12 protein-coding genes are annotated in these 12,962 nt (G+C 58.9%); 3 read left to right on the plus strand and 9 right to left on the minus strand.

Annotation, left to right across the window (positions count from 1 at the left end; translation table 11 throughout):
- Positions 1 to 142: 142 nt before the first annotated feature.
- The 4 genes from AC1RO0_RS01105 to AC1RO0_RS01120 all read right to left on the minus strand — a co-directional run bounded on the left by AC1RO0_RS01105 (position 143) and on the right by AC1RO0_RS01120 (position 3,796).
- Complete coding sequence (locus AC1RO0_RS01105; protein ID WP_498591136.1) at positions 143 to 478, minus strand: TfoX/Sxy family protein; 336 nt, start codon at positions 476 to 478, stop codon at positions 143 to 145.
- Positions 479 to 654: 176 nt separating this feature from the next.
- Entirely contained in the window at positions 655 to 1,632 is a 978-nt protein-coding gene (locus AC1RO0_RS01110) for an NADP-dependent oxidoreductase (RefSeq protein ID WP_498591137.1), read from the minus strand.
- Between the two features lie 111 nt (positions 1,633 to 1,743).
- Positions 1,744 to 2,703, minus strand: coding sequence for an SDR family oxidoreductase (locus AC1RO0_RS01115; protein WP_498591138.1), 960 nt, complete (start codon positions 2,701 to 2,703; stop codon positions 1,744 to 1,746).
- Positions 2,704 to 2,716: 13 nt separating this feature from the next.
- Entirely contained in the window at positions 2,717 to 3,796 is a 1,080-nt protein-coding gene (locus AC1RO0_RS01120) for an alkene reductase (protein ID WP_498591139.1), read from the minus strand.
- 96 nt (positions 3,797 to 3,892) lie between these two features.
- On the opposite strand from AC1RO0_RS01120, the gene AC1RO0_RS01125 reads away from it, so the two are divergent.
- A complete protein-coding gene (locus AC1RO0_RS01125; RefSeq protein ID WP_498591140.1) occupies positions 3,893 to 4,768 on the plus strand; it encodes a LysR family transcriptional regulator in 876 nt (291 codons plus the stop codon).
- 323 nt (positions 4,769 to 5,091) lie between these two features.
- Here the strand turns inward: AC1RO0_RS01125 and AC1RO0_RS01130 are convergent, their stop codons facing one another.
- On the minus strand, positions 5,092 to 5,763 hold the full coding sequence (locus AC1RO0_RS01130) for a DsbA family oxidoreductase (protein WP_498591141.1): 672 nt from the start codon (positions 5,761 to 5,763) through the stop codon (positions 5,092 to 5,094).
- A 110-nt stretch (positions 5,764 to 5,873) separates the two neighbouring features.
- Positions 5,874 to 7,685, minus strand: coding sequence for an extracellular solute-binding protein (locus AC1RO0_RS01135; RefSeq protein WP_498591142.1), 1,812 nt, complete (start codon positions 7,683 to 7,685; stop codon positions 5,874 to 5,876).
- A 265-nt stretch (positions 7,686 to 7,950) separates the two neighbouring features.
- On the opposite strand from AC1RO0_RS01135, the gene AC1RO0_RS01140 reads away from it, so the two are divergent.
- A complete protein-coding gene (locus AC1RO0_RS01140; protein WP_498591143.1) occupies positions 7,951 to 8,607 on the plus strand; it encodes an invasion associated locus B family protein in 657 nt (218 codons plus the stop codon).
- A gap of 152 nt (positions 8,608 to 8,759) precedes the next feature.
- On the opposite strand, the gene hspQ is transcribed toward AC1RO0_RS01140, so the two are convergent.
- The 3 genes from hspQ to AC1RO0_RS01155 form a co-directional block, all read right to left on the minus strand.
- Positions 8,760 to 9,089: a heat shock protein HspQ gene (hspQ, locus tag AC1RO0_RS01145; RefSeq protein ID WP_007693548.1), complete on the minus strand. Its 330-nt coding sequence runs from the start codon at positions 9,087 to 9,089 to the stop codon at positions 8,760 to 8,762.
- A gap of 235 nt (positions 9,090 to 9,324) precedes the next feature.
- Positions 9,325 to 10,734: a type I glutamate--ammonia ligase gene (glnA, locus tag AC1RO0_RS01150; protein WP_007693550.1), complete on the minus strand. Its 1,410-nt coding sequence runs from the start codon at positions 10,732 to 10,734 to the stop codon at positions 9,325 to 9,327.
- 61 nt (positions 10,735 to 10,795) lie between these two features.
- A complete protein-coding gene (locus AC1RO0_RS01155) occupies positions 10,796 to 11,134 on the minus strand; it encodes a P-II family nitrogen regulator (protein WP_003539626.1) in 339 nt (112 codons plus the stop codon).
- A gap of 349 nt (positions 11,135 to 11,483) precedes the next feature.
- On the opposite strand from AC1RO0_RS01155, the gene AC1RO0_RS01160 reads away from it, so the two are divergent.
- Entirely contained in the window at positions 11,484 to 12,959 is a 1,476-nt protein-coding gene (locus tag AC1RO0_RS01160) for an NAD(P)H-hydrate dehydratase (protein ID WP_498592351.1), read from the plus strand.
- The last annotated feature ends 3 nt before the right edge of the window (positions 12,960 to 12,962 follow it).

Raw genomic sequence — 12,962 nt, forward strand, 5'->3', positions numbered from 1 at the left:
TAAGCCACTGTTATTTTCGCGACTTGACGGAGACAGCTACCGTTCGGTGTTCTGCCGTAACGACGATGGGATGTTACAAAGCCAGAGCAAGTTCGAGCGGAAATCCGTTCAAAGCGCAGAATGTCGACGATAGAGGCCGCAGTCAGTGATGACTGTTTATTGCGGCGCGATACGCCTTTTCGGCCCATTGAACCAATGTCTCGTCATCTTCCAAAACATCGGCCGGTGCTTCCATGTAGGACTTGAGGGCTTGGGGTTTGCCTTGGCTATGATATTCCAAGGCGTGCGACCCTGCCGCGTCGAAATCTTTTCGGGTGTTTTCGTCTACTTTGAAATAGACCGCTCCCTTCCACACCATGGCGAAGACATGGTCTCCACGATACAGAGCGATGGCACCGAACAGCGGTCTTGTCGTGACGTCTGCCCAAGTTGACAGTCGTTCGACAACGTCTTTGGCCTGATCAGCTTTATTCGTCATCTGTCCTCGCGTTCGCATATCAAGCCATTGAATTCATCTACCAATCGGACACACCTTAGCATTTCGCGCCTGGGGATGTTGTGGATGGCGATAGCGGCCTAAAAGTGGTTGCCGCATTCAATAAAACAGCGGCCAGGATGTCTGCCTTGGGGTAGAAAATACGATGTGCCGAATAATCAGCGGGTGAAGTCTGCAACGGTTTTTCCGGGCGCGTGACCGGTACGGTTGCGCTCGATGGCCTCGGCCAGGTCCTCGAAGGCAACGACTTCGGCGATCACTGATCGTAGGGAGCCATCGGCGACTTGTTGGGCGATGCTGGCCAACTGAGCCGTGTCAGGCTTGACCGAGAACCAAACGCCCCGACGGCCTTCCGGTGACCGCGCGACCACGTCGGTTGCAGCGATACTCACCAGGATGCCATTGTGCGACAGGATAGCCCACGACGTGTCCACGACGGGACCGCCGACGAGATCGACAACGAGATCGATGTTGTTCGCAACAAGCTCGAACTTCTGCTTTTGGTAATCGATCACCTCATCAGCGCCGAGGGACAGGACATGGGCCACGCTCTTTGTCGAGGCTGTGGCATAGACGGTCGCACCTGCCGCCTTGGCGAATTGAACAGCAAAGCTACCTACGCCGCCAGCCGCACCGTGGATGAGCACCCGTTTTCCTTGAAGGTCGAATTCAGGGACCTGGAGGACTTGCCATGCCGTCATCGCCGCCACCGGCAGCGCTGCCGCGTCAATGTCTGACAGGTTTGCAGGTGTCCTGACGAGCTTGTCGGCGTTTATCACCAAATGGTCGGCATAGGCGCCGAGGCCACCGAGCGCAGCCATGACCCTTTCTCCCACGCTCACGTCTTTGACGTTCGATCCGACCTTGAGCACGACGCCCGACATTTCGATGCCAAGGGTGGCGGGCAACACCAAATTGAACCTTTCGCGCAGATAGCCTTCACGGACTTTCCAATCCATTCCGTTGATGCCAGCGGCTTTGACCTGGACCAGGACCTGATCCTGCCCCGGCTCGGGAGCACGAACCGTATCGACTTTCAAGCTGTCAGCGCCGCCATAGGCGTGCAGCCGCAGAGCCCGACCTTTGGCCAGTGGTTCAGTACTATTGTCCCTCTCGGGCGTTGCAGAATGGGTCATGCTTATCTCCTTTTGGAGAGACGGGCGGCGTGGGGCGACTCCGCTACCACGTGCCATTTTCTCGTATGCTGGCGCATCGTCTCGCCATTGTTGAAATGCCATCCCTAGGTCTTACGGAATGAGCTGCTGATCTCGTGCCCACCGCGTGATCACGTCGTGGGATGCCGGAGCGGGTCCGAAGAAGCGCTCGTGCTTGGAGATGTTCGAGACGTAGAGCCCCGTCCTGAAGAACAGGAACATTTGGATCAGATCATACCCGAGCTCGGAAAACAGTTTGACCGGCCCCGCCGCCACTCGAACGATCCACCATGGGATGATCTGGATCTTCAGACGCTTATTGATGACATCGGAGACAATGTCGGCCAGCTCCTGCTGGTTCTTCGGACCGTCACTCCAGCCGACATCGATCGTCTGGTTGGCGATTTCGGTCCCTTGATACGTTGCCGCCTTCGCAAGATAGGAGGCAAGGTCATCCGTCAGAACATAGGACCACCTGGTGGTCTTGTCGCCGATGCCCTGGAATTTGCCAGCTTTTACGGCCTTTGCGATATAGTCCGTGCTCTGGTCGAGAAACGAGGGCGCGCGGACAAAGACATAAGGCACGCCCGATTTCTTGATCAGATCCTCAGCCACCTTCTTGGCGTGGAAGTGAGGCACTGCCGAGGCCGCCTCACAGCTCACGATGCTGAGAAAGACAAATCTGCTAACCTTTGCCCGTGCCGCTGCCTCGATGAGGTTCTTGTTGCCCTGGAAGTCGGTTTCTAGGCTGCCCTTCATGTAGCTGTTTGCCGAGCTGACGACGACGTCGACGCCCTGCAAGGCGCGATCCAGCGACGCCGGGTCCATCATGTCGCCGCGTACCCATTCGACGCCGGCGACCCCGCCTGAGGGAGCGCCCTTACGCGACATGGCGAGGACGGCCGCGTTTTCGTCAAAGGCGAGGTTGCGCAGGATCTTTGCACCGAGGAACCCTGTCGCACCGACGACCAGGACTTTCAATCTCGCTGCAGCATCTGCGCCGCCCGACGCTTCACGAATTGCAGAGGTCGATGGATGCTGTGATTGGGTCATATCGAGCCTCCTGTCATGAATTCGCGTTGGCTGAGGGGATGAGCGTAGGGTAATCCGTATAGCCCTCTGCTCCGCCGCCATAATAGGTCGTCGGATCGGCCACGTTCATTGCCGCATTCGTCTTCAATCGCGCGACGAAGTCAGGATTGGCCAGCACCATCTGACCATAGGCTTCCAGATCGGCCAGCCCTGACGCCACGTCGGTGCCGATCTGGTGACGCGGACGACCTGGACGGTTGAGGATGAATGATTGGTGCCAGAGCTGGCGGATGTCAGCGACCAGTGTCTCGTTGCCCAGATGCATGATGTGCAGGTAGGCAAGCCCGAGCTTGTTGAGTTCCCCAACGAGGTAGCGGTAGAGAGCCGGCCCTTCTGCGCCTTCGTCGATACCCCATATCGTCGTGCCGGGGGACAGGCGGATCGCGGTGCGATCCGCACCGATTTCCTCGGCGATGGCTGAAGCCACCTCGATGGCAAAGCGGGCGCGGTTCTCGACGGAGCCGCCATATTCGTCCGTGCGCGTGTTGGCGCTCGGTGCGAAAAACTGCTGGACGAGATATGCGTTCGCGCCGTGGATCTCGATGCCGTCAGCACCCGCCTCGATCGCAGAGCGCGCCGCATTGCGGAAATCGGCGACGGTCTGGCGCACCTCTTCCGTCGTCAGCGCTCGGGGTGTGGGAATGTCCTTCATCCCTGTCATTGTGAACATGCCCGTCCCTGGCGCGATCGCGGACGGTGCGACACCCTGGCGATGATGCGGCGTGTTGTCAGGGTGGTTCATACGACCGGCATGCATGAGCTGGATGAAGATTTTGCCGCCCTTGTCGTGGACGGCGGATATGATCTTGCGCCAGCCGGCGATGTGAGCGGGCGTGTAAATGCCTGGCGTCATCAGGTAGCCCTGGCCGTCATCGGAAGGCTGGCTGCCTTCGGTGACGATCAGGCCAAGGCTGGCGCGCTGGGCATAGTAGTCGGTAGCCAGTTCGCCGGGCGTGCCGTCGAAGGCGGCACGGCTGCGGGTCATGGGTGCCATGACGAGGCGGTTGGGAAGCGAGTAGCGGCTGACATGGACTGATGTGAATATTGGATTCATTTGAGGTCTCCATTTGTTGGGACCACTATCCACTGTTCTGTTTTCGGGATAAACCCGTTGATGCTGAAATCAGTATTTCATTAATGGGGCAATGGTATGAACCATCTGAATGACATGGCGCTATTCGTCGAGGTGGCGAGAGCCAAAAGTTTCCGTAAGGCGGCGGAGGCTGCGGGCATTCCCAACTCCACGCTGTCACGCCGTATCAGCGAGTTGGAGAAGGCAATCGGTCTGAGGCTGCTGCATCGCACGACCCGCAAGATCGAACTCACGGAGGCGGGCCAGCTTTACTACGCACGGAGCAGGCGGATCGTCGACGAGGCACGGCTGGTGCACGAGCAGCTCGGCGAGATGCTTGAGCAGCCGAGCGGCGTCCTCCGCGTTTCGTTGCCGGTCGATCTGGCCACTCATTACCTCACGCCGATCATCGCCGATTTTGCGGGGCACTACCCCGGTATCACATTCGAGTTTGACTTAACCCCACGCCGCGTCGATCTGGTAACGGAGCCTTTCGATGTGGCGATCCGCATCGGCAAACTGGAAGATTCCGGTCTGATCGCCCGCCTGATCGGGAGGCATTCGCGCTACCTCTATGCGTCCCCTGGCTATATCGAAGCGTCAGGCGAGCCCGCCACACCGGCGGACCTGGCGGAGCACGAATGCATCTGCATGCCGAAGGTTTCGACCTGGACCTTGCATCAAGGGGTGAGCAAGGTTGAGGTGGAGACCGCCGTTCACGGTCGGTTTACACTCAACAGCGTTGGGATGATCCGTACCCTCGCGGTCAACCATCAAGGTATCGCCCTTCTTCCCGAGAGGATCGTCGCCGAAGACTTAGCGTCAGGCCGCCTCCGACGCGTTCTGTCCGACTGGCAGGGGTCAGAAGTCAGCATCTATGCCGTCACCGAAACGCGACTTATTCCGGCCAAGACCCAGCGCTTCATAGAATTCCTGTCCGCGAAACTTATGTGACCTCGATCGCAATCATGAAGAGCAGCCGCAGTAGGTGAGCCGTAAAGCCATTAGCTCGATCGCCGCACATCGCCCTCTTAACACCCAGGATAGTCGTTCCAGCGCCATGAGTTGACCGGCAGCTTTCAAGAACGTGCCCGAGTGCCTCTAACGGCAAAGAGGGGGCTAAATTTCGGTCGCAGCACCGACCAAAGCAGAAGGGCTGCTTTCGGTATTCGCCTAGGCCGCGCGAACGACAGAAATGGGGAGCGCAAAGCGGCCTTCAACTCTTTCATGAAGCAGCCGTGACCTTCCGTATGAAGGTTAAAATCTGTAGACGCTGTTCAATTCATCCCCGCCCGCGCCTCAGCCTTCATCTTGGCGATATCCCTCAACGCCCCAACGAGCACATCCGGTGTCTGCGCGCCGCTGACGGCGTATTGTTGGTCGAAGATGAAGAAGGGGACACCGGTGACGCCGATCTTCTGGGCGGCCTCGATTTCGCCGATCAGCAGATCACGGTCGGCGTCGGAGGCGAGCAGCGTGGCGATGACGGAGCGGTCGAGGCCGGCCTTTTCGGCGATATCCAGCAGCACGGTATGGTCGCCGACATTACGGCCCTCCTCGAAATTGGCCTTGAACAGGGCGTTGACCACCTTTTCCTGCTTTTCGCGGTTTTCGGTCCCGGCCCAATGGATGAGGCGGTGTGCGTCCAGCGTATTCGGGCCGATCTTGATGGCGTCGAAATCGAACTTGATGCCGACTTCGCGGCCGAGATCGCTCAGCATCTTGTGCGCCTGCGCGACACGCTCCTCGCCGCCGAGCTTCTGCGCCAGCGCCTTCTTCTGGTCGACGCCCTCGGGCGGATATTCGGGATTGAGCCGATAGGGGCGCCAGTTGAGATCTACGCCCACCTCGTCCTGCACCTCGGCGATCGCCAGCTCTAGCCGCGCCTTGCCGAGATAGCACCAGGGACATACGACGTCCGAGACGATATCGATCGTGATGCGTTCCATGGTCCGTGTCCTTCCGCTTTATCGGCCAAAGATCCCATCTAGGCTTTCCAGCCGGAGGCTTCAACCGGTTACCGAAAGGGAACCGGCAACATTTTGGCGGCTTCAGTGCCCTATTGCACCGAAGCGTCCCACCATGTCGGCAATTGATAGCCGTAGAGCGGCAGCACATCGGGATGGGCGATGCGGCTGCGCCGTGCCACCCATTGCTGGCCGATATGATAGAGCGGCAGGACGTAGTAGCCGGAAATCAAGATGCGGTCGAAGGAGCGCACCGCGTCACGGAAATCCTCGGCGGAATGGGCCGTCAGGAAATGATCCATCAAAGTATCGACATCGGGATCAGCGACACCAGCGAAATTGAGGCTGCCTTCAGCCTTTGCGGCGGCGGAGCTCCAGCGTCCCACCTGCTCGATGCCTGGCGACAGCGATGAGGGGTAGGCTTTGAGGATCATGTCGTAATCGAAGCTGATCGTCCGGAGCTGATATTGCGAATCATCGACGGTGCGGATCGTCACAGAGATGCCGAGCAGCGACAGCGACCGGCGATAGGCGATCGCGATGCGTTCCTGATCGGGGTTCTGCGTCATGATCTCGAAGCTGAGCTGGCGCCCGGCACTATCGACCATTTTCTCGCCTTTGATCGTGTAGCCGCCCTGCTTGAGCAGATCGACGGCCTTGCGCAGGATGGCGCGATCGCGGCCTGACCCGTCGCTGACGGGCAGCCTGTAGGTGCCGTCGAGCACATCGGCATCGATGCGGTCCTTGATCGGGCCGAGCATGGCCAGCTCGCGCGCATCGGCGGGCATGCCGAGCGACGAAAGATCGGAGTTCTGCCAGTAGCTCTGCGTGCGCGTATAGGCGTTCGAGGAAAGGCTGCGGTTGACCCATTCGAAATCGAAGGCAAGTGTCAGGCCTTGCCGCACCTTCTTGTCGGAGAAGATCGGCCGGCGCGTATTGAAGACGAAACCGAACATGCCGCTCGGCAACTTCGGCTTGAAAACGTCCTTGATGACGGCGCCGGAGGTGGCTGCCGGGAAGTCATAGGCCTGTTGCCAGTGGCCTGGGCTTCCGTCGGGATAGACGTCGATATCGCCCTTCTTGAAAGCTTCGAATAGCGTGGTCTCCTGCAGGAAATAGGTGACCGATATCTCGTCGTAATTGTCGACGCCGACCTTTGCGGGAATATCCTTGCCCCAATAATCGGGATTGCGCTGGTAGATGATACGCTGGCCCGGATCGATGCTCTTTACCTTATAGGGGCCGGAGCCGACGGGAATGGCCAGTGTGGTCCGGTCGAAGCCTTCCGGATCGATGACATGTTTCGGCAGGATCGGCAGTGACGACGCGATGATCAGCGGCGTTTCGCGATTCGCCTTATCGTTGAAGTGGATCCGCACGCCATGCTCGCCGACCTTCTCCATCTTGTCGACCGCCTGCAGCGGGGATGAGAAGACCACGCGGCCCTTGTCGCGCAGGAGCTCGAAGGTGAAAATCACATCTTCCGGCGTCACCGGCTGCCCGTCCGACCATTTGGCGCTCGGATTGAGGTTGAACTGGATGAAGCTGCGGCTCTCATCCCATTCGACCGTCTGCGCCAGCAGCCCATAAAGGGTAAAGGGCTCGTCGCGCGAGCGCTGCATCAGCGATTCGTAGATGAGATTGCCGTAATCCGGATCCCACATGCCGCGCGCCGTCGTGCGCATGCTTTTCAGAATGAAGGGATTGAGATTGTCGAAAGTGCCGACGACGCCATAGCTGATACGACCGCCCTTCTTGACGTCCGGTTTGACGTAGGGGAAATGCGTATAGTCCGCTGGCAGGGCAGGATCTCCATGCATTGCGATGCCGTAGAGCGGCTGGGCGGCCGCCACGTTGCAGAATGCTGCGAAGAACAGGAGAGTAGCGATCCGGAGCGCTTGCATGGCATCCTTTCCGGTAAGGGGTATGATTCTGCCGGACCTTATCATGACAGTGCCGAATTCAACACGCGTCCGGGGAATTCTTGGGTCTCAGCAGAAAAGACCAAAGAAAAGCTGGATATCCTCGCCTGTGCGATGTAACAGGAGTCCCGGGTTTCCCGGGTCATGCATTTGCCTCAATCTTTCGACAGGTGGACGGTAGTTTGACCCGGTTGGCATGGGGCGACAGGCTGTCGTCCCGCATCGGATTTCAGGAGGCGGTTTCGCTATGACGTTCAAGACTGACAACAAAACGCGGGCAGGTCTGTCTGCTCTGGCTCTCATGATCGGTGCGGCGCTTCCGGCTGCTGCCTTCGCTCAGGACGCTTCCGGCGCGGCCCCTGCTGACGGTGGCGGCGACGCCAGCCAGCCGCGCCTAGGCTGGTACAAGACCTGCACCAAGCAGGATGATGCCGATATCTGCATCGTTCAAAACCTCATGATGGCCAACAATGGTCAGCTCGTGACGGCAGTCGGCCTCATCTCGGTCGACGGCAAGGTCAACCGCAAGATCCTGCAGATTTCCGTTCCGACCGCACGTCTGATCCCTCCGGGCATCACCATGCAGATCGATGGCGGCAAGGGCCAGAAGCTCGATTACGCTGTCTGCCTGCCGGACAAGTGCACGGCCGAAGTGCCGGTGACCGACGCCATGATCGCTGCTTTGAAGAAGGGCACGGACGTGACCTTTACCTCGATCAACTTCCGTCGCGCTCCGAACCCGATCAAGATTTCGCTGACCGGTTTCGGCGCTGCCTTTGACGGCGCTGCCATCTCCGACTCGAAGCTGGCCGAAAGCCAGAAGAGCCTGCAGGACAGCATGCAGAAGAAGGCTGAGGAAGCTCGCAAGAAGCTCGAAGACGCTCAGAAGGCTGCCAAGCAGTAAGCTGCGGCACCTATTATATTTCATGAAAAAGCCCGGCGCGAGCCGGGCTTTTTCTATTGCGGCACCGGTCTGATGAAAGGTGAACCGCTCAAAACGAAAGGGAAGACGTTGGGAGCGTCTTCCCTTCGGGAAACCTGTTATAAAATAGGCGCTTAATGCGCGAGGCTCATCTTGGGCTTGAGCTCACCCGTGGGCGCCTGGTCGAAAATCTGAGCGATCTGTGGGTTGCGGAGCGGAACGCCGCTCTCGTCATTGATCAGGTTCTGCTCGGATACGTATGCGACATACTCTGTCTCGTCGTTTTCGGCGAGAAGGTGATAAAAGGGCTGGTCCTTGCTGGGCCGCACTTCCATCGGAATGGAATTCCACCATTCTTCGGTATTGGCGAATTCCGGATCGACGTCGAAGATGACACCGCGAAATGGGAACATCCGGTGTCGAACCACGTCGCCTATATTGAACTTTGCGTTGCGTTGTTTCATGGCGCGACTTCCTTTCAAGCAATCATGTGGTGAGTTTCACCGCCGATATCAAGGATTTTGCCCCGATTCCTTCATGTAGCCGTCACATTCGATTAACGCGTATCGTACCCTGATCGTTCGATCATGCGATGCACGAAATGTGACATCCAGTGAGGCAGTCGTGACCGAGAAATGCCTGCCTCACGCTTGCCGGTAATGAAAAAGCCCCGGCGAACCGGGGCTTTCGCTTCGGCTCTTATGCCGAATAGTACATGTCGTATTCGACCGGATGCGGGGTCATTTCGAAGCGCATGACTTCCTGCATCTTCAGTTCGATGAACGCGTCGATCTGGTCGTCGTCGAAGACGCCGCCGGCGGTCAGGAACTTGCGATCCTTGTCCAGGCTTTCGAGCGCTTCGCGCAGCGATCCGCAAACCGTCGGGATCTTCTTCAACTCCTTCGGAGGCAGATCGTACAGATCCTTGTCCATGGCCTTGCCCGGATGGATCTTGTTCTTGATGCCGTCGAGGCCGGCCATCAGCATGGCGGCGAAGCCGAGATAGGGGTTCGCGGTCGGGTCAGGGAAGCGGACTTCGACGCGCTTTGCCTTTGGATTGGTGCCAAAGGGAATACGGCAAGAAGCCGAACGGTTGCGCGCAGAGTAGGCGAGCAGAACCGGAGCTTCGTAACCCGGGACGAGACGCTTGTAGGAGTTCGTCGACGGGTTGGTGAAGGCGTTGAGCGCCTTGGCGTGCTTGATGATGCCGCCGATATAGTAGAGGCAGCTCTCGGAGAGGCCTGCATATTCGTCGCCCGCAAAGGTCGGCTTGCCGGCCTTCCAGATCGACTGGTGAACGTGCATGCCCGAACCATTGTCGCCGAAAATCGGCTTCGGCATGAAGGTTGCCGTCTTGCCGTAGGCATTGGCGACCTGATGAACGACATACTTGTAGATCTGCATCTTGTCGGCGTTGCGCACCAGCGTGTCGAACTTGATGCCAAGTTCGTGCTGAGCGGCGGCAACTTCGTGGTGATGCTTTTCGACGGTGACGCCCATTTCGCCGAGAACCGTCAGCATTTCCGAACGCATGTCCTGGGCGCTGTCGACCGGCGGAACCGGGAAATAGCCGCCCTTGACGCGCGGGCGGTGGCCGAGGTTGCCGGTCTCATAGTCGGTGTCGTCGTTCGACGGCAGTTCGCTCGAGTCCAGCTTGAAACCGGTGTTGTACGGATCGGCCTTGTACTTGACGTCGTCGAAGACGAAGAATTCGGCTTCCGGACCGAAGAAGGCGGTGTCGCCGATGCCGGATGCCTTGAGGTAAGCTTCGGCCTTCTTGGCGGTACCGCGCGGATCGCGGTTGTAGGCTTCGCCCGAGACCGGGTCGAGAATGTCACAGAGGATGACCATGGTGGACTGCGCGAAGAACGGATCCATGTGAACCGTTTCGGTATCCGGCATCAGCACCATGTCGGATTCGTTGATGGCCTTCCAGCCCGCAATCGAGGAGCCGTCGAACATGACGCCATCGGCGAACATGTCTTCATCGACGCAGACGATGTCCATCGTGACATGCTGCAACTTGCCCTTGGGGTCGGTGAAGCGCAAGTCAACGAACTTGACGTCGTTGTCCTTGATCTGCTTGAGAATTTCGCTTGCCGTCGTCATTAAATTTCTCTTCCCTTGACTTAGATGACGATTTTTAGCCGCGGCCAAAAGGCCGGGCGGGTTAAATGGCGTCTATGCCAGTTTCACCGGTGCGGATTCGAATGACCTCTTCCACATTGGAGACGAAAATCTTTCCGTCGCCGATACGGCCGGTCTGTGCTGCCTTGCGGATAGCGTCGATCACCGCCTCCGCGTTTTCGTCCGCCAATACGACTTCGACCTTCACCTTCGGCAGGAAGTCAACGACGTATTCAGCACCACGGTAAAGTTCCGTGTGGCCTTTCTGACGACCGAAGCCCTTCGCTTCCGTGACGGTGATGCCCTGCAAGCCGACTTCCTGAAGGGCTTCCTTCACTTCGTCGAGCTTGAAAGGCTTAATGATCGCTTCGATCTTTTTCATGAGAAAATGTCTCTCCGCTTTTCCTGTTACAGCAGGACTACTCCCCGCTCGGCCAACGTGATGCACGTATCATGCCAGTTCAGAGTGATCCGCTGCGAAAAATCCCGGCGAATTGACGCCGAGACCCCGGATTGATGAGGATTTTTGGAGAAAATGAAAGCGATTTCGCACAAAATTGGGCGGGATAAGCATATTTTTGCGAAAAAGTGCCTCAACTCTCACAATCGTGCCTTGGCGGGGTGCCTGTGGTTGATGGAGTTATTTTAAGCATATGCATAATTTTCGATCAAATCGCCCAGCCGAATGACGGTTGTTTTTCAGGCAGGTTTCGGATTCAATGTGGTCCATCATGATGTTACCGCTCGCCGATCTGCTTCTCTCACCTGATGATATGGCTGCCGTCGATCGCGCAGCGGCCGCGTCGGGTATCGATTCCTATGGCCTCATGGAAAAGGCAGGGCAGGCGGTGGCCGCGAGCGCCCTTCGGCATTTCCCCGGAATCTTGAGATATGTCGTGCTGTGCGGGCCTGGCAACAATGGCGGCGACGGCTATGTGGCGGCGCGCGCGCTCCGGCAAAGCGGCGCGGAGGTCCTGCTCTTTCATCTAGGCGATCCGAAAACGCTCAAAGGCGATGCCGCTCGCGCCTTTGCCGATTGCCCTGTCGCAGGAGAGGCGTTGGAGCGCTATCTGCCGCGCGCCGGCGATGTGGTCATTGACGCCATCCTCGGCGCCGGTCTCTCCCGTCCCGTCTCCGATCAGGTTGCCGCGATTATCGCGCGGGTTACCGAAGCCGGTATTCCCGTCATTACTGTTGACTTGCCCTCCGGCCTCGATGGTCGCAGCGGTCAGGTGCTTGGTACTGCTTTCCGCGCCGAATGCACGGTCACATTCATGACCCGTAAGCCTGGCCATCTGCTGATGCCGGGACGGGAGCTTTGCGGTGTTCTGGAGATCTTCGACATCGGCATTCCCGCGCGCATTGTCCGTGCCCATGCGAATGGCATGCTTGCGGAGAATACGCCGGCGCAATGGCTGGCGAACCTGCCAACGGCGGCCAGCGACACCCACAAATACAAGCGCGGCCACCTCGTCGTCTTTTCCGGCGGCGCGACGGCTACGGGCGCGGCGCGCATGTCGGCCATGGCCGGGTTGAAGGCGGGGGCAGGGCTCGTCACCATCGCCTCACCGGAACAGGCACTGGCGGTCAATGCCGGCATGCTGACGGCAATCATGCTGCACGCCGTCGAGGACGAGGTGTCTTTGCGTGAGTGGCTAGCTGACAAGCGCCTTTCGACCTTCGTCCTTGGTCCCGGCTTCGGTGCTGGCGAGAAGGCTCGACAATTTGCTTTGGCCCTAAGTGACCGCCATCTGGTGTTGGACGCCGACGGCATCACCTCGTTTCGCGACGACCCGCAACGCCTGTTCGACGCCTTTGCGGATGGCCCGACGCGTTTGGTGCTGACGCCGCATGAGGGTGAATTCGCCCGCCTCTTTCCCGATATCGCCACCGATGGCGCGCTAAGCAAGGTGGACAAGGCCAGAGCGGCGGCGGCGCGGGCGCATGCCGCGATTATCTATAAGGGTGCCGATAGCGTCATCGCGGCACCCGATGGCCGGGCGCTGATCAATGCCAATGCCCCGCCATGGCTTGCCACCGCCGGCTCCGGTGATGTGCTGGCCGGCATCATCGGCGGACTGATGGCGCAGGGAGCGCCCGCCTTCGAAGCGGCAGCCGCCGGTGTCTGGCTGCATGGCGCCGCCGGGCAGCGCGCCGGAAAAGGACTGACGGCGGAAGATCTAGTCGCCCACGTCACGCCTGTTTGAGGG

The sequence above is a fragment of the Rhizobium sp. GW821-FHT14E12 genome, from assembly GCF_058803745.1.

What these genes read in the sequence shown, in the direction of transcription:
- AC1RO0_RS01105 (WP_498591136.1), bottom strand. Translation starts at nt 478, where the DNA reads ATGACGAATAAAGCTGATCAGGCCAAAGACGTTGTCGAACGACTGTCA.
- AC1RO0_RS01110 (WP_498591137.1), bottom strand. Translation starts at nt 1,632, where the DNA reads ATGACCCATTCTGCAACGCCCGAGAGGGACAATAGTACTGAACCACTG.
- AC1RO0_RS01115 (WP_498591138.1), bottom strand. Translation starts at nt 2,703, where the DNA reads ATGACCCAATCACAGCATCCATCGACCTCTGCAATTCGTGAAGCGTCG.
- AC1RO0_RS01120 (WP_498591139.1), bottom strand. Translation starts at nt 3,796, where the DNA reads ATGAATCCAATATTCACATCAGTCCATGTCAGCCGCTACTCGCTTCCC.
- AC1RO0_RS01125 (WP_498591140.1), top strand. Translation starts at nt 3,893, where the DNA reads ATGAACCATCTGAATGACATGGCGCTATTCGTCGAGGTGGCGAGAGCC.
- AC1RO0_RS01130 (WP_498591141.1), bottom strand. Translation starts at nt 5,763, where the DNA reads ATGGAACGCATCACGATCGATATCGTCTCGGACGTCGTATGTCCCTGG.
- AC1RO0_RS01135 (WP_498591142.1), bottom strand. Translation starts at nt 7,685, where the DNA reads ATGCAAGCGCTCCGGATCGCTACTCTCCTGTTCTTCGCAGCATTCTGC.
- AC1RO0_RS01140 (WP_498591143.1), top strand. Translation starts at nt 7,951, where the DNA reads ATGACGTTCAAGACTGACAACAAAACGCGGGCAGGTCTGTCTGCTCTG.
- hspQ (WP_007693548.1), bottom strand. Translation starts at nt 9,089, where the DNA reads ATGAAACAACGCAACGCAAAGTTCAATATAGGCGACGTGGTTCGACAC.
- glnA (WP_007693550.1), bottom strand. Translation starts at nt 10,734, where the DNA reads ATGACGACGGCAAGCGAAATTCTCAAGCAGATCAAGGACAACGACGTC.
- AC1RO0_RS01155 (WP_003539626.1), bottom strand. Translation starts at nt 11,134, where the DNA reads ATGAAAAAGATCGAAGCGATCATTAAGCCTTTCAAGCTCGACGAAGTG.
- AC1RO0_RS01160 (WP_498592351.1), top strand. Translation starts at nt 11,484, where the DNA reads ATGATGTTACCGCTCGCCGATCTGCTTCTCTCACCTGATGATATGGCT.